At 36.1% G+C, this 18115-nt stretch carries 18 protein-coding genes; 5 read left to right on the forward strand and 13 right to left on the reverse strand.

Annotated elements, in window-relative coordinates:
• Positions 1–3: 3 nt before the first annotated feature.
• The 9 genes from hisC to rho form a co-directional block, all read right to left on the reverse strand.
• Complete coding sequence (hisC, locus tag H8S40_RS07195; RefSeq protein ID WP_186864928.1) at positions 4–1080, reverse strand: histidinol-phosphate transaminase; 1077 nt, start codon at positions 1078–1080, stop codon at positions 4–6.
• Between the two features lie 15 nt (positions 1081–1095).
• On the reverse strand, positions 1096–2286 hold the full coding sequence (locus H8S40_RS07200) for a pyridoxal phosphate-dependent aminotransferase (protein ID WP_186864929.1): 1191 nt from the start codon (positions 2284–2286) through the stop codon (positions 1096–1098).
• Between the two features lie 12 nt (positions 2287–2298).
• A complete protein-coding gene (locus H8S40_RS07205) occupies positions 2299–3195 on the reverse strand; it encodes a DUF2156 domain-containing protein (RefSeq protein WP_186864930.1) in 897 nt (298 codons plus the stop codon).
• Positions 3196–3302: 107 nt separating this feature from the next.
• Positions 3303–3869 carry a flavodoxin family protein gene (locus H8S40_RS07210; protein WP_022075402.1) on the reverse strand — a complete coding sequence of 189 codons (567 nt, stop codon included), beginning with the start codon at positions 3867–3869 and terminating at the stop codon, positions 3303–3305.
• A 52-nt stretch (positions 3870–3921) separates the two neighbouring features.
• On the reverse strand, positions 3922–4995 hold the full coding sequence (gene prfA / locus H8S40_RS07215) for a peptide chain release factor 1 (RefSeq protein WP_118723632.1): 1074 nt from the start codon (positions 4993–4995) through the stop codon (positions 3922–3924).
• 46 nt (positions 4996–5041) lie between these two features.
• Positions 5042–5899, reverse strand: coding sequence for a peptide chain release factor N(5)-glutamine methyltransferase (prmC, locus tag H8S40_RS07220; RefSeq protein ID WP_186864931.1), 858 nt, complete (start codon positions 5897–5899; stop codon positions 5042–5044).
• Positions 5900–5942: 43 nt separating this feature from the next.
• The gene (locus H8S40_RS07225) at positions 5943–6878 is read right to left on the reverse strand and encodes a DUF1385 domain-containing protein (RefSeq protein WP_186864932.1); all 936 of its coding nucleotides are present in this window, start codon (positions 6876–6878) and stop codon (positions 5943–5945) included.
• 202 nt (positions 6879–7080) lie between these two features.
• Positions 7081–7281, reverse strand: a complete 201-nt coding sequence (gene rpmE / locus H8S40_RS07230) for a 50S ribosomal protein L31 (protein ID WP_022075962.1) — start codon at positions 7279–7281, stop codon at positions 7081–7083.
• A 100-nt stretch (positions 7282–7381) separates the two neighbouring features.
• Positions 7382–8731, reverse strand: a complete 1350-nt coding sequence (gene rho / locus H8S40_RS07235) for a transcription termination factor Rho (RefSeq protein ID WP_118723629.1) — start codon at positions 8729–8731, stop codon at positions 7382–7384.
• A gap of 265 nt (positions 8732–8996) precedes the next feature.
• Here rho and H8S40_RS07240 point away from each other — a divergent pair, with 265 nt between their 5' ends.
• The 3 genes from H8S40_RS07240 to H8S40_RS07250 are packed head-to-tail and all read left to right on the forward strand — an operon-like array spanning position 8997 to position 11576.
• The gene (locus tag H8S40_RS07240) at positions 8997–10145 is read left to right on the forward strand and encodes an NAD(P)-dependent malic enzyme (protein ID WP_186864933.1); all 1149 of its coding nucleotides are present in this window, start codon (positions 8997–8999) and stop codon (positions 10143–10145) included.
• Entirely contained in the window at positions 10145–11071 is a 927-nt protein-coding gene (mnmL, locus tag H8S40_RS07245; RefSeq protein ID WP_022075959.1) for a tRNA modification radical SAM protein MnmL/YtqA, read from the forward strand. Before H8S40_RS07240 ends, mnmL begins: the two co-directional genes overlap by 1 nt.
• Positions 11064–11576: a DUF4364 family protein gene (locus H8S40_RS07250; RefSeq protein WP_022075958.1), complete on the forward strand. Its 513-nt coding sequence runs from the start codon at positions 11064–11066 to the stop codon at positions 11574–11576. Before mnmL ends, H8S40_RS07250 begins: the two co-directional genes overlap by 8 nt.
• On the opposite strand, the gene H8S40_RS07255 is transcribed toward H8S40_RS07250, so the two are convergent.
• From H8S40_RS07255 to H8S40_RS07265, 3 genes are all read right to left on the reverse strand, one after another.
• Positions 11553–12869, reverse strand: a complete 1317-nt coding sequence (locus tag H8S40_RS07255) for a replication-associated recombination protein A (protein ID WP_118737242.1) — start codon at positions 12867–12869, stop codon at positions 11553–11555. The genes H8S40_RS07250 and H8S40_RS07255 overlap by 24 nt on opposite strands.
• Before the next feature lie 52 nt (positions 12870–12921).
• Entirely contained in the window at positions 12922–13665 is a 744-nt protein-coding gene (locus H8S40_RS07260) for a polysaccharide deacetylase family protein (RefSeq protein ID WP_118723625.1), read from the reverse strand.
• A gap of 83 nt (positions 13666–13748) precedes the next feature.
• Positions 13749–14582, reverse strand: coding sequence for an AraC family transcriptional regulator (locus tag H8S40_RS07265; protein WP_186864934.1), 834 nt, complete (start codon positions 14580–14582; stop codon positions 13749–13751).
• Positions 14583–14776: 194 nt separating this feature from the next.
• On the opposite strand from H8S40_RS07265, the gene H8S40_RS07270 reads away from it, so the two are divergent.
• Positions 14777–15946 (forward strand): galactokinase, encoded by a 1170-nt coding sequence (locus H8S40_RS07270; protein ID WP_022075954.1) that lies wholly within the window; start codon positions 14777–14779, stop codon positions 15944–15946.
• On the forward strand, positions 15946–17439 hold the full coding sequence (gene galT, locus H8S40_RS07275; protein WP_186864935.1) for a UDP-glucose--hexose-1-phosphate uridylyltransferase: 1494 nt from the start codon (positions 15946–15948) through the stop codon (positions 17437–17439). Before H8S40_RS07270 ends, galT begins: the two co-directional genes overlap by 1 nt.
• Positions 17440–17512: 73 nt before the next feature.
• Here galT and H8S40_RS07280 read toward each other — a convergent pair whose 3' ends face one another.
• Positions 17513–18100 (reverse strand): flavin reductase family protein, encoded by a 588-nt coding sequence (locus H8S40_RS07280; protein ID WP_186864936.1) that lies wholly within the window; start codon positions 18098–18100, stop codon positions 17513–17515.
• Positions 18101–18115 lie beyond the last annotated feature (15 nt).

Here is an 18115-nt window from a genome sequence, read left to right on the forward strand (position 1 = left end):
CTACTATCTTCCTCCATGTTCGGCAATATATTGTCTTAAGAAAGAAAAGAAAGTTTCCATCTCTTCTTTCGTACCAATTGTCACACGCAAATATTGTTCAATTCTCTCGCTTCCCCAGTATCTGACGTAAATATTGGCTTTTTTCAAAGCTGTAAATAGTTGTTTTGCATCCAGCTTTGGGTGAGTTACAAAAATAAAATTGGCTTGAGATTCTGGATATTCAAATCCTAACTCTTTAAACTGCTCTTTGGCCCATTCTCTTGTTTCAACAATTTTATTTACAGTTTCTTTGAAATAAGTTTCATCTTTTACTGCTTCTGCTCCGCAAACAAGAGAAGTCTGGTTCATTGTATAAGAGTTAAACGAATATTTCACATCATTTAAATATTTAATCAAAGTCGGGTTACTGATGGCATACCCAATTCTCATACCAGCCATAGAACGAGATTTTGAAAATGTCTGAACAACAATCAAATTATCGTATTTTGAGATTAATTCCAATGCAGACTTTCCGGCAAAATCAATATATGCTTCGTCTACAATTACAATGACATCCTGATTATGTCTAATGATATCTTCTACAAAATCCAGATTTTCATAAATTGCTGTAGGTGCATTTGGATTTGGGAAAATAACGCCCCCGTTTTCTTTATAATAATCTTCTTTGCAAATATGAAAATCAGCATCTAATTTCTGACATTCATATGGAATGCGATATAAATCAGCCCATACTTTATAAAAAGAATAGGTAATATCCGGAAAAAGAATTGGCTTATCTGAATTAAAAAAAGTCAGAAAACACATGGATAATACATCATCTGAGCCAACCCCTACAAATACCTGATCTTTATCCACTTTGTATCGATCAGCCAGAGATTGTGTAAGTAATTCTGCTGTCGGATCCGGATATAAGCGAAGTCGATCTAAATCCATTGACTGAAGTGCCTGTTCAACTCCTGGTGCAGGAGCATAAGGATTTTCATTTGTATTCAATTTAATTACTTTATTTTGTGGCTGTTCGCCTGGAATATAAGGCTCTACCTGGCGAATATTATTTCGTATATTTTCATTTAATCCCATGATTCTTTCCCTTTCCTATAGATTATATTGTTTAGCGAGTTCGGCAAATTTAGGTAGTGAATTAACAATTGTCTCGTAGGATACACAATAAGCCATTCTTACATATCCAGGACATGCGAATGAAGACCCTGGTACAATCAGTATATTATATTTTTGGGCTTCATTACAAAATTCTTTTTCATCAGCAATCGGAGATTTTACAAATAAATAAAAGGCTCCTTCCGGTTTGATACAATCAAACCCTAGATTTTTTAATCCGTTATATAATGTTTCACGATTACGGTCATAGTAAGAAATATCTGTTTTTTCATTTAAACATGCTTTTACAACTTTTTGTTGTAAAGTCGGAGCATTTACAAAACCAAGAATACGTGTTGCCACATTAACCGCCCCGATTAGCTTTTCGCTGTCAGATGCTTCATCTGGAATTACAAGATAGCCGATACGTTCTCCTGGAAGAGAAAGAGATTTACTGTATGAATAACCTACAATTGTATTTGCATAGTATTTTGTAAGGTAAGGTACTTCAATTCCGTCATATGCTAATTCACGATATGGTTCATCTGAGATTAAATAAATGTCTGTTCCATATTCCTTCTGTTTTTTCTCTAAAATAGCGGCCATTTTCTGAATTGTTTCCTCTGAATAAACAACACCCGTTGGATTGTTTGGGGTATTTACAATTATGGCCTTTGTTTTTGGAGATATTTTCTGCTCGAATTCATCTAGCTTAGGTTGAAAATCAGTAGTATTAGGAGAAACTTCTACAAGGACACCATCATAATTATCTGTATAACTGCGATATTCTCCAAAATATGGAGCAAATGCGATGACCTCATCGCCTGGATTGATCAAGGATTTCAAAATAACATTTAGTCCACCGGCTGCTCCTACGGTCATGGTAATATTCTTGCTACAAAAATGTGTGCCAAAGCGCTCATTCAAAGAATCTGCGATAGCTATTCTAACATCTTCATATCCGGCATTACTGTTTGTATAACCATGTAAAACTACAGGATCTTCCTCGTCTAAAAGTTCTTTGATCGCATATTTAACTGCATCCGGAGCCGGAACATTTGGATTGCCAAGGCTAAAATCAAATACATTTTCAGATCCGTATATCTTTGCCAATCGGTTACCTTCTTCAAACATTGCCCGGATTGCAGAACTATTTGCAACCATATTTTCCATTTTTTTTGAAATCATCTTTGTATCCTCCTATTTCTTTGTGACGAATCCTTTTTGTACCATAAATGCAGGCTGATAAGATAATTTAGCTTTTCGAAGTCCGGCAGAACCGGCATCGTCTTCTCTATTTATATATGCATAATCTGTACATTCATGCTGAACAAACTGCTGATTGATCATTGGATAAGCACCATCTACATCCGCAAAAGCTTTTTCGATATGAACAACAAATGTATCTTCACACATTGGCTCTCCAATTGTAAATGCTACAATATTTCCTTCTGCACGAAGAACACCACCTATAAGACCAAGTTCTTTATACAGGCGTAAGGAATTTAATGTTACACACATTTCTGCATTTTTCTCCATATCCTCATCGCATCCATTTTGCGTACGCCATTTTAAAGCCATTTGAAAACATTCTTCCACATTATCGTCGTTTAATTGTTCATAGCTCCAGTCTTCATGCAGGGATTTAAATTTATTAATATGATTTCTTTTCCCATGTAGTTTCTTCCCTGCAAGGGTCATAAGTTTTTCTGAATCATATACATAATCAGCCTGATCTGGGTCGTATTGTATTTTATATACACCTGGATACCAGCATTCTAGCTGTGCAAAGTTTTCTTCTGTTACATTATAAAACATAAGTGGAGCATTTTTGGTATCACTATATTGATTTAACCATTCAATTGCTTTGTGAATAGAGTCATCATCTCCTGCAGGATAGGCAAAAAGAGCCTTTTCGGAATTATCCTTGAAAACTAATGCGCCTTCAATAATGGCATACTCTACTTTATAGTGTCTGGACCAAAGATAAACATTTGCAAAAGTACGTTCACAGCTTCGGCTTGGTGATTTCTCAAAATAAGAGTGAATAATTTCCTGGTCTTCTAATTCAGGTCGTTTAAATTGGATTTTATCCATTAAAAAAATCCTTTCTTTTTGTGATAGCCACAAAATTTGTGGCCGGTAGTTGTTTAGTTTATTGTCAAGTGCAAAAAGCAGCGGAATTTCCGCTGCTTAAAATGAGCTTATCGGATAAAGTTTGTTTTGATTTTTTCTTCATCCACCGGCATTTCAATACCTGCTTTTTTTCCGGCCTCAAGGCATTTCAAAAGCCATGCCATATTATTACCTAAAGTTCTCATAATCTGAATTCCCTCGGCATCCTGCTGTACTTCATCCGGTGTATTACCATGTACCATTGTCCAATAATTAGACGATACGACCGGCATCTGATGGTATGTAAAATATTTCATGATCACATCCAATGTAGCAGTTGTTCCGGCTCTACGTGCAGATGTAACGGCCGCAGCTGGTTTGTGCAACATATCTTTTCCGGCACACGAACATAATTTATCCATAAATTCAATAATCTGGCCAGATGGAGATGCCCAATAAACCGGAGAACCAACAACTAAAGCATCTGATTCAGCCATCTTCACTGCTGCTGCTTTTACATTTTCCATATCAGGATTGCCTGCCTGAAAAATTTCTGTCTCAATTCCCTGTTTCTCAAGTGCTTCTGCAACAACTGTCAGAGCTGTATATGTACAGCCTGCTTTTCTTGGACTTCCGTTTAATAATAATACTTTCATTCTAGTTCCTTCTTTCCAGTCTTATTTGTTTATTCCGATTTAAGTTGTTTGTTTAATCTTCATTCATTTTTGCAAGTTTTGCAGTCTGGTCTGCAGCAATCAGACTATCAATGATTTCATCAAGATCTCCATTTAAAATGGAATCTAATTTATGCAAAGTTAATTTGATTCTGTGGTCTGTTACACGTCCTTGTGGGAAGTTATAAGTACGGATCTTCTCAGAACGATCTCCTGTACCTACCTGGCTTTTACGTGCTTCTGCTTCAGCATCATGCTGTTTTGCAAGTTCAAGTTCATAGAGACGGGCACGAAGTACTTTCAATGCTTTATCTTTATTTTTCAACTGTGATTTTTCATCCTGGCATGAAATTACAATTCCTGTCGGGATATGTGTCAGACGTACAGCAGAGTCTGTTGTATTAACGCACTGTCCACCATTACCTGAAGCACGGAACACATCGAATTTACAGTCGTTCATATCCAATTCTACATCCACTTCTTCTGCTTCTGGCATGATTGCAACTGTAATAGTAGATGTATGGATACGCCCGCCACTTTCTGTCTCTGGAACACGTTGTACACGGTGTACACCACTTTCATATTTTAATCTTGAATATGCACCCTGTCCTGAAATCATAAATACACATTCTTTAAAGCCACCGATTCCATTTTCATTAAGTGAGATCATCTCCACTTTCCAACGGCGTCCTTCTGCATAATGTACATACATACGATAAATCTCAGCTGCGAATAAAGCCGCTTCATCCCCACCGGCACCGGCACGGATTTCCACGATAACGTTCTTTTCATCGTTTGGATCCTTTGGAAGAAGTAAAATCTTCATCTCTTTTTCCAGTTCTTCTATTCGATTCTTTGATTCATTCAATTCTTCTTTTGCAAGTTCACGCATCTCTTCATCTGATTCTTCTTCTAACATCATCAGACTGTCTTCTACATTCTGCTTGCACTGTTTATATTCTTTAAATGCTTCAACAATAGGAGCCAGATCACTTTGTTCTTTCATTAAATTGCGGAAACGAGTTGCATCGTTTGCCACATCCGGTTCCTGAAGTTCTCCCATTACTTCTTCATATCGGATTACAAGATCCTCTAATCTATCAAACATAATTTCCTATATCCTTTCTAACTTCTATCATATCTATACAGATAATTCACCTCTTCGTATCATACACGCCTAATACAACCCGGTCAAGACCCGCAAGGTCTTTTTTTATCAGGACATCTCTAAATCCGGCATCTTTCATCATATTTGACACGTCTAAGCCTTGATCATGTCCAATTTCAAATATCAAATATCCATCGGCTTGTAAATATTTTTCACTTTCAGAAATGATTTTCCGATAGAAATATAATCCATCTTCCATTCCATCTAACGCAAGCATCGGATCATGTTCTCTTACTTCTTCTTGAAGTGTTTTAATTACATCACTTCGAATATATGGTGGATTCGATACGATCATCGAATATTTGTCTGTTATTTTGTCAAACAGATCGCTTTGAAGAAAATCGACAGACAAACCCAGCGATTTTGCATTTTTCCTTGCCACTTCAAGTGCTTTATCAGAAATATCAACACCGGTTCCTGTAATTTGTTTCTTATTTTTCATGTAATACAAAATGCTAAGTAAAATACAGCCCGAACCGGTACACATATCCAATAGATTTACGGGGGACGAGATTTCTTTTAGTTTTTCTAAAGCAGTTTCCACGAGTATTTCAGTATCTTGTCTTGGAATTAATACATGTTCATTTACATGAAATTCCAACCCCATAAACTCCTGAACACCTGTTAAATGTTGAAGTGGAATATGCTCTGCACGTTTTTGAATCAGTTGCAGATATTGTTTTTGATGATTTTTGGGTACTGTCTGCTGTGAATCAACAAAATAGCGTGCACGGGTAATACCTGTAACATATTCTAATAAATACCATGCATCCAGAGAACTTTCTTGAATGGATGCATTTTTTAGTATGTCAGTTCCTGTGTTATACAGCTCTTTTAATGTCATCTTTTTTCTCCAATTGTATCTCTCACTGTTATTTTCATCAATTTTACTTTAAATCCATTTTAAAGTTATCTTTCAAATATGCTTTCCAGTCAAAGACAGCTTCTACAGCCTGAATCGCAACCTCGATCATGCTGTCATCCGGCTCCTTTGTTGTCAGATTCTGTACCCACATGCCAGGACGACTGAGAAGATTTATAATCGGATTCTCACTATTGCCTGCCAGACGGATGATTTCAAATGAAACACCGGCAATTACCGGCATCAATGCGATTCGAATTATGACACGAAGAACCTGGGATTTTGCAGTAATAAAAAAGCAAAAAATGATACTGACAATCATAACAAAAAACAAAAAGCTTGTTCCGCAACGTTTATGTTGCTTGGAACTCTTTCTAACATTATCAACATTTAGCTCCATACCGTGTTCTATACAGTTGATACATTTATGCTCTGCTCCATGATACATAAATGTGCGTTGAATATCTTTCATATGTGATACGAGTGATATGTACGCAAGAAATATAGTCAGGCGGATAATTCCTTCAATTACGGTCATCATAAAATGTGAGGTAATATAATTTTTCAAAAAATTGCTGAGAAAATATGGAAGAACCATAAAAATAGCAACCGCGAGTACAACTGAAATAATGATTGTCAGGTTCATAAAAATCTGGTCTTTTTTTTCTTGTTTGCGAATTTCTTCTGCTGTCATTACTTTTTCATCTGTCTCTTCATCTTCATAAAAAGATGCTGAATAAGTAAGAGTTTTCATTCCTAAAACCAGTGAATCAACAAAACTAAAAATTCCTCGTATAAATGGAATCTTCTTACCTGTTTCCCAGGGAATCACGCTTTTATATTTTTCTACGTTTACTTCAATTTCCTGATTTGGCTTTCGGACAGCAACCGCATATTTATCTCCGTTTCGCATCATAATCCCTTCAAGAACGGCCTGCCCGCCGATATTGGATGATTTCATATCATTTCTCCTGTCTGTTCTGTTGCTGTTACTTATATTATTGATTAAAATAAACAACACGACTGATAAATTTTGAAAAAGTCAGTCGCTTCTATGGAAGCCGCTGACCATAAGGGCTGTTGTTTACAAAACACTTGCAACAAATTATTTATAAAATGATAAGAGGCTGAGATATATCTACCTCAGCCTGCATAACAAATTCTTATTTCATACCATATTTCTTGTTGAACTTGTCTACACGTCCGCGAGCCTGTGTAGCTTTCTGCTGACCTGTGTAGAATGGATGACATTTAGAACAAATTTCTACGTGAATGCTTTCGTTTGTAGATCCTGTTACAAATGTATTACCACAGTTACAAGTTACTGTTGCCTGATGGTATTCTGGATGGATTCCTTCTCTCATGATTTTCACCTCTCTATTTAAAATATAGTTATTTACTCTCTAAACAGCTATCTCAGTATAACATAACCTTTTTGCTGTTGCAAGTTTTTTTTGTAAGTTTTTAAATAAATTTCTGACGGATTACTTTTTGTACTAATTCGGCGTTATTCGCTGTTCTGTCAAATGTATTTAGCAGGTTGTCCACTGCCTCATCTGCTTTTAATCCATTTAAGGCTTTTCTTATAATATATACGGCATCCTGTTCTTCTTTTGTAAGTAAAAGATCTTCTCGTCTTGTTCCTGATTTTGGAATGTCAATTGCAGGGAATACACGTTTTTCCTGAAGCTTACGATCCAAAACCAATTCCATATTACCAGTTCCTTTAAATTCTTCGTATACAACATCATCCATTTTACTTCCTGTTTCGACCAATGCTGTTGCAAGAATTGTAAGACTACCGCCCTCTCTCATATTTCTGGCAGCACCAAAGAAACGTTTTGGCATATGCAGGGCAGCAGGGTCAAGACCTCCTGACAGTGTTCTTCCTGATGGCGGTACTGTAAGGTTGTATGCTCTTGCAAGTCGTGTAATACTATCAAGAAGGATCATAACATCTTTTCCGTGTTCTACTAATCGTTTCGCACGTTCAATTACCATTTCGGATACACGTTTATGGTGCTCCGGCAACTCATCAAATGTAGAGTAGATTACTTCAACATTTGGTCCGGCAATTGCTTCACGTATATCTGTTACTTCCTCAGGACGTTCATCAATCAATAAAATTAACAGGTGCATATCTGGTTCTGATTTCTGAACAGACAGAGCAACTTCTTTTAATAATGTTGTTTTTCCGGCTTTTGGTGGAGATACAATCATACCTCTTTGTCCTTTTCCTATTGGAGAAAGAAGGTCAACAATTCGCATTGCGGTGCTGCTTGTTGCTTCCTCTAACTGGATTCGTTTATTTGGAAAAATCGGTGTTAAATCTTCAAAATTCGGACGCTTTGCAGCTTCAGCAGGTCGAATTCCATTAATTGTGGAAACATAAAGCAGGGCACTGAATTTTTCTCCCTGTGTTTTAATTCGTGTGTTTCCAGTTAGAATATCTCCGGTTTTTAAATTGAATCTACGTATTTGGGATGGAGAAACATAGACATCATTTTCACCTGGAAGATAATTTTCGCAGCGAATAAATCCGTAGCCATCCGGAAGCACCTCTAAAATTCCATTGGCGGCTTTTCCGCTATCCAGCTGTTCAATGTCGGTTGTTTCCTTTTTCTCTTTTAGTTCTTCTTTGATTTCCTCTTTTGCCTCTGTGTTTGCAGCCTCTTGTTTATCCGCAACATCCTGTGAAAGCATAGCGTCAATCAAATCACTTTTCTTCATTGTAGAAATACCTTTCATATTTCTGGCTTTTGCAAGTTCTTTTAACGTTGCCAACGGCAATGATTCGTATTTTTCTCTTGTCATAAATACAATCCTTTCTTTTCATATAAAGTATAAAAATATGTTTTAAAAATACGTCTTTTGTATTAAATATTTGCTTTTGTAAATTTTCGGGAACTTTGGTCTGAATCGACTCAAATGAATTAAAGCTATTGTTAGTATACATCAACTGTTGCAAAAATAAAAGAGTTTTTTCAAAATTTAGAAAGGATTCATCTCTTGCGTCTATTCTATAAGAGTGATATGATAATTTTCAGATACTATTATAATAAAGAAGAGGTACAAAAATATGACAAACAGCGAAAAAGCATTACAGATGCATGAACAGTGGAATGGTAAGATTGAAACAATAGCAAAATCGCATGTAAATTCAAGAGAAGATCTTGCCATCGCTTATACTCCGGGTGTTGCAGAACCTTGTAAAGTAATCGCACAAGATCCGGAAGCTGCATATAAATACACGATCAAATCCAATACGATTGCCGTTGTTTCTGACGGAAGCGCAGTACTTGGACTTGGTAATATCGGTGCTAAAGCTGCTATGCCGGTTATGGAGGGAAAAGCAGTTTTATTCAAAGAATTCGGTGGAGTGAATGCAGTTCCTATATGTCTTGATACACAGGATACAGAAGAAATCATTCGTACAGTAGTAAATATTGCACCTGCTTTTGGAGGAATCAATTTGGAAGATATTTCTGCTCCTCGTTGTTTTGAGATTGAGGAACGTTTAAAAGAACTTCTTGATATCCCTGTTTTCCATGATGATCAGCATGGAACAGCTATCGTTGTACTTGCAGGTATTATAAATGCGTTGAAAGTAACCGGTAAAGAAAAAGAGAATTGCCGTGTTGTTGTAAATGGAGCAGGTTCTGCAGGAGTTGCAATCACAAAACTTCTTTTAACATATGGTTTTCCTAATATCACAATGTGTGATATCAATGGAATTATCGGAAAAGACTCACCGAATTTAAATTGGATGCAGAAAAAAATGGTTGAAGTTACAAATTTGGAGAATAAAAAAGGAACTCTTGCTGATGCTTTAGAAGGTGCTGATATCTTTGTCGGAGTATCTGCTCCTAATATTGTTACAAAAGATATGGTAACTTCTATGAATAAGGATGCAATTCTTTTTGCAATGGCAAATCCTGTACCTGAAATTATGCCTGATATTGCAAAAGAAGCCGGTGCAAAAGTTGTTGGAACCGGACGTTCTGACTTTCCAAACCAAGTAAATAATGTTGTTGCTTTCCCTGGAATCTTTAAAGGTGCTTTAGAAGGTCGTGCAACACAAATTACAGAAGAAATGAAACTTGCAACTGCTAATGCAATTGCAGGACTTGTTGCGGATGATGAATTAAATGAAAATAATATTTTGCCAGAAGCTTTCGATCCACGTGTGGCAGAAGTTGTAAGTAAGGCTGTAAAGGACTTGATTTAATGAATCGCTGGGGTGAAAAACGTTATCATTCTATGGATTATGATTTAAAAGAACTTTATGGAGAAAAAGTATATAAGATTACACTTAATGGTGGAATGACTTGTCCAAACAGAGATGGAAAAGTTGGGCATGGTGGCTGTATTTTCTGCAGTGCTGCAGGCTCAGGTGACTTTGCCGGGTCTGCCACCTGCTCTATCACAAAACAACTTGCCATGGGAAAAGAAAATTTAACAAAAAAAAGACCGGTTCATTCATATATTGCCTATTTTCAGGCATTTACGAATACGTATGCTCCTGTAGAATATTTGAGACAGATTTATATGGAGGCAATTCAAGATCCGGATGTTCAAATTCTTTCTATTGCAACGAGACCGGATTGTCTGCCAGATGATGTACTTCAATTATTAGAAGAAATCAATCAGATCAAACCGGTTTGGGTTGAACTTGGGCTTCAGACAATTCATCCACAAACTGCAACCTATATTCGTCGTGGATATCCGTTAGAAGTATTTGAAGAGGCAGTAAATAATTTGAGAAAACGAAATATTTCTGTGATCACACATACAATTTTAGGACTTCCGGGAGAAAATGAAGATATGATGCTTGAGACAATAGATTATCTTAACAAAATGGATATACAAGGGATTAAGCTTCAATTGCTTCACATATTAAAAGGAACAGATCTTGCCCTCGACTATGAAAAACAACCGTTTTGGAGTCCTACTATGGAGGAATATATTTCTCTGCTTGGAAAGTGTATTGCAAGCCTTCGTCCGGATATAACCATCCACAGGTTAACTGGTGACGGGCCAAAAGAATTACTTATAGCACCATTATGGACAAGTCAGAAAAGGACCGTATTAAATACGCTGCATCGTTATCTGAAAGAACAAGATATCTGGCAGGGAAAGGAGTATCATGTCTGAATCATTTACATTATACAAATTAATCATTCTTTATATGTTGGAAAAGGTAGATTTTCCATTAACCACATCCCAAATATCTGAATTTATTTTGGATAAGGGGTATACGAATTATTTCAAACTTCAAAGTACGATTTCTGAAATGCTGGATTCACAATTGATTTTGGCAGAGAATACTCACAATCGTACCTTATATCACTTAACAGAAGAAGGCAGTAAAACAATCGAATTTTTCCGCAATAAAATTTCACCGGAGATTCAACATGATATTGATGATTTTCTGGAAGAAAAAAGTTATGATTTGAAAGAGGAAGCTGCGGTAAAAACAGAGTATTATCTGACACCGAACCACGAATACGAGGTGCGATGTCAGATTGTAGAAAATGATTCCAGCCTCATTGATCTGAAATTGACTGTTCCCACAAAAAAAGAGGCTGAAACCATTGCAAATAACTGGAACATGCAAAGTCAGAGTGTTTATGCATCATTGCTCGCGAAGCTTTTGTAACCATTCTTTTGTTTGCTTTTCATGACCAAGATTGCCGGGTTCATAGAACCTGGCATTTTTTATCTCATCTGGTAGATATTGTTGATGCACATAATGATTTTTATAGTCATGTGCATATTGATAGCCTATACCATGTCCCAATTTTTGAGAACCTTTATAATGAGCATCTTGAAGGTGTGTCGGTACTGTTGTTTTTATATTACGCACAGATTCATTTGCCAGCATAATAGCATTCACTGCAGAATTACTCTTTGGTGCAGATGCCACATATAAAACAGCTTGTGAAAGTATAATCTGGGATTCCGGCATTCCGATCCTTTCCACCGCCTGAGCGGCAGACACTGCAACTGTCAAAGCCATTGGATCAGCATTTCCCACATCTTCTGCTGCGCAGATCATAATTCGTCTGGCAATGAATTTAACATCTTCACCTGCGTAAAGCATTTTTGCAAGATAGTAAACAGCGGCATCAGGATCCGATCCACGCATACTTTTAATAAATGCTGAAATTGTATCATAATGATTATCCCCGGTTTTATCATAACGCACTACTCTCTTTTGGATGCATTCTGATGCGACATCTAGTGTAATATGGATCAACCCATCTTCACTTCGCGGAGTTGTCAAGATACCAAGTTCTACTGCATTCAAAGCACTTCTCGCATCACCACCGGCAATGTCAGCTAAAAACTCAATTGCATCTTTATCAATATCTGCTTTATAGCTTCCCATTCCTTTTGTTTTATCATACACGGCGCGATGAAGCAGTAATTTGATATCTTCTTTTTCTAAAGCATGTAATTCAAATACACTTGATCTGGATAAAAGAGCTCCATTTACTTCAAAATAAGGATTTTCTGTCGTTGCCCCTATCAAGGTAATGGTTCCATCTTCTACAAAAGGCAACAGATAATCTTGTTGACCTTTGTTGAAACGATGAATCTCATCGATAAATAATATTGTTTTCTTTCCATACATGCCGAGTAAATCTTTGGCTTCTTTTACTACCTCTTCCATGTCTTTTTTACCAGCTATTGTTGCATTGATCTGTTTAAATTCAGCACTGGTGGTATTAGCAATTACTTTGGCAAGTGTTGTCTTACCTGTTCCGGGTGGCCCATAAAAAATAATTGAACCTAATTTATCAGCCTTGATCGCTCGGTATAATAATTTGTCTTTACCGATGATATGCTGTTGTCCGACTACTTCATCTAATGTTGTCGGACGCATTCTGGATGCAAGAGGAGATTCTTTTTCTTGTTTGTTTTCTCTCATATAATCAAATAAATCCATATATATCTTCCTTTCACTTCTATACAGATGAATTTCTAAATGCAGAAATGTTTTAGTTTAGAAGTAATTTATCTACAGTAACAAACTGATATCCTTCTGCCTGAAGCAAATCTACAATTCGAAGTGCTGCGATTACAGAACTGTTGTAACAGTCATGTAACAAGATAATATCATTTTCTTTTGTTTCCGTCACTACTTTGTTTACAATTTCATCCACATTTTCTGTAGTCCAATCTAACGGATCTACAGTCCACAACACTGGAATAATCATCAATTTTTTCTCTAAATTTCTTTGCCAGCTGCCGAAAGGAGGTCTCATATATTCCGGTGCTTTTCCTATAATACTTTCGATAAGATCATTTGTGCTTTTTATTTCTTCATAAGCTTCTTCATCACTTAGCTTTGTAATCTCTAAATGACGATATGTATGATTTCCTATTAAATGTCCTTCCTCATACATTTGTTTTACAAGGTTTCGATTACTATTTTGTTCAATATTTTCGCCAATCAAAAAGAAAGTGGCATGCACATTTCTCTGCTTTAACCCTTCTAATAATTTAGGTGTAAACTGAGCATTTGGTCCATCATCAAAAGTTAATGCAATCATGGGCTTCTCCATCTGTTCTTGTAAGGCTGCTTTGGTTTCCTCAAATTGTTTTGGAATTTCTCCTTTAGTTTCACTTGACTTTAAATTGAATTGTATAACGCCAAAATATTGTGAGATAAAAAGTACAGTAATAAAATAGCTGATACTGATTATTTTCGAAAAAATTTTTTCATATCTATTTATATGCATACATCGTCCTTCTCGAACACATCTGTTGTAATTATATGCAAGATATTTGGCAACTCATGATTCATATTGGTGTAAAGCAGTTGTTATATTTGATTTTTTCTATACTCAGATGGTGTCATTTTCATTTTACTTTTAAATGCCTTGGAAAAATAGAGATTATTTTCAAAGCCTACGGAATAGGCAATACTCGCAATAGACAATGATGTTTCGCGTAGTAAATGTCTGGCCCGCTTAAGTCGATATTCAATTAAATACTCTTTCGGAGACTGATTTTGTATTGCCTGAAATGAACGGAAAAGATAACTTCTGCTAATTCCAACATAAGATGCAACATCTTCTACGGTAACTGGATAAGAATAGTTTGTCGAAATATAATCTTTTGCCTGTTCTACATAAACCATTTGGCTGTTTTGTACGTCTTCTTCATGTTGCGCATAATGCATAAAGGTAGACAATAATGTGTAAAGTGCTCCGGTCATTGCAACTGCTGATTCATAATCACTTCCTTTTACATCATAGATAATACCAAGTTGTTCCTGGATTAGATTATTTGGAAGTGTACCCTTTTTTATCCAGGGATGCTTTCGCCTGAAATCAGTTGCTCTGATAATGGTGTCTGCATCTTCTCCCATAAATCCAACCCATGCATATTCCCAAGGATTTTGGCTGTCAGCATAATAACGTACTTCTGTGTCGGGATATAGTATAAAGGTATCTCCTGCCGATAATTGAATAACTGTTCCATTTACTTCATACCAACCGGTTCCTGAAATGATATGATGGATACAATAATGGTTTCTTACTCCGGGACCCCACTGGTATTCCGGTTCGCACAACTGATGACCTACATTATATACAGATAACGATCCCAGTAACTTTTCTCTTGCTTTAAAAGAATATTTATATGTGTTTAACATTTTAACACCTCTTTCTACTACTTCTTATTATAAACGCTCTCCTCCTGCCAAAGCAACATTTTTACATATTTTTGCACGGATTTTTTATATACTTTTTATCGATAGACCAGTATAATAAAATTAACACGAAAACAGAAAATATATGTTTTGTAAAACGATTCTATCTGTTATAACGAAAGTGAGGATACTATATTATGCAGGAAAAACTTTTTGAAAAATTTGAAGAACTTTTTGGGGATACATCGGATGCACACCTTTACTTTTCTCCAGGACGCGTTAATCTCATCGGAGAACATACAGACTATAATGGGGGACATGTATTCCCATGTGCATTAACAATTGGAACCTACGGTGCTGCAAAAAAAAGAAACGACAACAAAATTCATTTTTATTCTATGAATCTGGATAATTTTGGTGTGATTGAAGTAACTCTTAAGGATCTTTCATATCATGCAGAATACAATTGGGCAAACTATCCTTTGGGTGTTGTATGGGCGTTTGCAGAGAAAGGATATACGCTGGATACAGGATTTGATATGGTAATCTGGGGAAATATTCCAAATGGTTCAGGATTATCCTCTTCCGCTTCTTTGGAAGTCCTTACAGGAGTTATTTTAAGAGATTTATATAATATCGATGCATTAACAATGACAGATCTTGCACTGATCGGACAATACTCAGAAAATAATTTTAATGGATGTAATTGTGGTATTATGGATCAGTTTGCTGTTGCAATGGGTAAAGCCGATAACGCAATATTTCTTGATACAAGCACATTGAAGTTTGAATACGCTCCAGTTAAATTAAAAGATGCTAAAATCATTATTACGAACAGTAAGGTGAAACATAGTCTGGTTGATTCAGCATATAATACACGTCGTCAGGAGTGTGCTGATGCACTTGCTGCATTACAGACAGTAGTTTCTATCGAGTCTCTTGGAGATTTGGATATGGAAACATTTGAAAAATATAAATCTGTGATTGGTGATCCAATTAAAGAGCAGCGTGCGAAACATGCGGTTGCTGAAAATCAACGTACGATTGATGCAGTTGCAGCGTTAAAAGAAGATAATATAGAATTATTTGGTCAATTGATGAATCAGTCTCACATTTCTCTTCGTGATGATTATGAAGTTTCATGTGAAGAAATAGACATTCTTGTAGATCTCGCATGGAATACTTCCGGAGTGATTGGTTCTCGTATCACAGGAGGCGGATTTGGCGGATGTACTGTCAGCATTGTTAAAAATGATGCTATCGACACATTTATCGAAACAATTGGTACAGCATACAAAGAAAAAGTAGGACACGAAGCCGAATTTTATACTGTAGAAATCGGTGATGGGGCAAGGAGGCTTGTATAATGGCTTTATATGAAAACATAAAAAAATTGGTACAATATGGTATTAATACTGGAATCACACCAGAGTGCGAACGAATTTATACAACGAATTTAATATTAGATTTATTTCATGAGAATAATTATGAAGATATGGATTGTGATTTAAGCAATCTAAATCTCGAAACAATTTTAAAAGAGCTATTAGATGAAGCATGTTCTCGAGAAATAATTGAAGACAGTATTACATATCGAGATTTATTTGACACAAAACTTATGAATTGTCTTCTTCCGCGTCCGGCACAGGTTCAACAGACATTTTGGCAGAAATATCAGATTTCTCCTGAAACTGCAACTGATTATTATTATAAATTCAGCCAGGATAGTGACTATATTAGAAGATATCGTGTATCAAAAGATATGAAATGGACTGTAGATACAGAATATGGTACTTTAGATATTACAATTAATTTATCCAAACCGGAAAAAGATCCAAAAGCTATTGCCGCTGCTCGCAATGCTGCTACTGTTTCTTATCCGAAATGTCAGCTTTGTATGGAAAATGAAGGATATGCCGGACGTACAAACCATCCTGCGCGTGAAAATCATCGAATCATTCCAATAACAATAAATGATTCAAAATGGGGATTCCAATATTCGCCATATGTATATTACAATGAGCATTGTATCGTATTTAACGGGGAACATACACCAATGAAGATTGATAAAAATGCGTTTATCAAATTATTTGATTTTATTAAGCAATTCCCTCATTATTTCCTTGGTTCAAACGCGGATCTCCCAATCGTTGGCGGTTCTATCTTAAGTCATGATCATTTTCAGGGAGGTCATTATACTTTTGCAATGGCAAAAGCTCCAATTATTAAGCATTTTACAGTTGCCGGATATGAGGATGTGACGGCGGGAATTGTTAAATGGCCATTGTCTGTCATTCGTTTACAGTGTGCTGATGAAAAACGCATTATTGAGCTTGCTGATCATATTTTGAACGTATGGAGAGGTTATACAGATGAAGATGCATTTATCTATGCCGAAACAGAAGGACAACCACACAATACGATTACTCCGATAGCTCGTAAACGCGGTGATTTGTATGAACTTGATCTTACTTTGAGAAATAATATTACAACAGAAGAGCATCCTCTGGGTGTATACCATCCACACGCAAATCTTCATCATATTAAAAAAGAAAATATTGGATTAATTGAAGTAATGGGACTGGCTGTCCTTCCTGCAAGATTGAAGGGGGAACTTGAAACTTTAAAACAATATATTTTAGAGGGAAAAGATATTCGTTCGAATGAATCAATTGAAAAACATGCAGACTGGGTAGAAGAATTCCTTCCTAAATACACAGATGTTAATAAAGATTCAATTGATGAAATTTTACAGCAGGAAGTTGGAAAAGTCTTCTGTCAGGTTCTTGAAGATGCCGGTGTTTACAAGTATAATGAAGATGGATTAATGGCATTCCATCGTTTCATTGAAGCGTTATAAACATTAAATAGTACTGTGATATCATAAAAATATCCGGATAATTTGTGAACAACAGATTATCCGGATATTGATTTTATTTCTTTTTATTTTTTTTTGCTTTTTTTCTTATGCTATATCCAAATGTTCCGAGTTTTTTACCTAACCCGAGATATTCTCCATGTGAATATGCCAACAGACCGGTATTATTCAGTTCAAACTTATTTTGTTCATTTAGATATGCCTCGTCTGCATGAACTGCTGTAACATTTGCTAAGAACATATGATGGCTTCCCAATTCTTTGATTTCAACTACTTTACATTCAATATTTACAGGTGATTCTAAAATCAAAGGACTATATTCCAGTGTTTCGGCCTTTACTTGATGTAGATTCATTTCCTTCCATTTCTCTACATCGCGTCCAGATTTTACTCCACAATAATCCGTAGCTTTTACCAATTTTTCTGTTGTCAGGTTGATGACAAACTCTCCGCTTTCTTTAATCATCTGATACGAATAACGTTCCGGTCGTACCGAAATATATACCATTGCCGGATTCGTGCAAATTGTGCCCGTCCATGCAACAGTAATAATATTTGTTTCGCCTTGTTTATTTCCAACACTAACCATAACAGCTGGAAGTGGGTAGAGCATATTCCCAGGTTTCCAAAGTTGTTTACTCATTATTATGTCTCCTTT

The sequence above is a fragment of the Ruminococcus hominis genome (assembly GCF_014287355.1).
GTDB classification, from domain to species: Bacteria; Bacillota; Clostridia; order Lachnospirales; family Lachnospiraceae; genus Schaedlerella; species Schaedlerella hominis.

Coding starts and splice junctions, on each gene's coding strand:
- hisC (WP_186864928.1), bottom strand. CDS start 1,080: ATGGGATTAAATGAAAATATACGAAATAATATTCGCCAGGTAGAGCCT.
- H8S40_RS07200 (WP_186864929.1), bottom strand. CDS start 2,286: ATGATTTCAAAAAAAATGGAAAATATGGTTGCAAATAGTTCTGCAATC.
- H8S40_RS07205 (WP_186864930.1), bottom strand. CDS start 3,195: ATGGATAAAATCCAATTTAAACGACCTGAATTAGAAGACCAGGAAATT.
- H8S40_RS07210 (WP_022075402.1), bottom strand. CDS start 3,869: ATGAAAGTATTATTATTAAACGGAAGTCCAAGAAAAGCAGGCTGTACA.
- prfA (WP_118723632.1), bottom strand. CDS start 4,995: ATGTTTGATAGATTAGAGGATCTTGTAATCCGATATGAAGAAGTAATG.
- prmC (WP_186864931.1), bottom strand. CDS start 5,899: ATGACATTAAAAGAGCTGTATAACACAGGAACTGACATACTAAAAAAT.
- H8S40_RS07225 (WP_186864932.1), bottom strand. CDS start 6,878: ATGAAATCATCCAATATCGGCGGGCAGGCCGTTCTTGAAGGGATTATG.
- rpmE (WP_022075962.1), bottom strand. CDS start 7,281: ATGAGAGAAGGAATCCATCCAGAATACCATCAGGCAACAGTAACTTGT.
- rho (WP_118723629.1), bottom strand. CDS start 8,731: ATGACAAGAGAAAAATACGAATCATTGCCGTTGGCAACGTTAAAAGAA.
- H8S40_RS07240 (WP_186864933.1), top strand. CDS start 8,997: ATGACAAACAGCGAAAAAGCATTACAGATGCATGAACAGTGGAATGGT.
- mnmL (WP_022075959.1), top strand. CDS start 10,145: ATGAATCGCTGGGGTGAAAAACGTTATCATTCTATGGATTATGATTTA.
- H8S40_RS07250 (WP_022075958.1), top strand. CDS start 11,064: ATGTCTGAATCATTTACATTATACAAATTAATCATTCTTTATATGTTG.
- H8S40_RS07255 (WP_118737242.1), bottom strand. CDS start 12,869: ATGGATTTATTTGATTATATGAGAGAAAACAAACAAGAAAAAGAATCT.
- H8S40_RS07260 (WP_118723625.1), bottom strand. CDS start 13,665: ATGCATATAAATAGATATGAAAAAATTTTTTCGAAAATAATCAGTATC.
- H8S40_RS07265 (WP_186864934.1), bottom strand. CDS start 14,582: ATGTTAAACACATATAAATATTCTTTTAAAGCAAGAGAAAAGTTACTG.
- H8S40_RS07270 (WP_022075954.1), top strand. CDS start 14,777: ATGCAGGAAAAACTTTTTGAAAAATTTGAAGAACTTTTTGGGGATACA.
- galT (WP_186864935.1), top strand. CDS start 15,946: ATGGCTTTATATGAAAACATAAAAAAATTGGTACAATATGGTATTAAT.
- H8S40_RS07280 (WP_186864936.1), bottom strand. CDS start 18,100: ATGAGTAAACAACTTTGGAAACCTGGGAATATGCTCTACCCACTTCCA.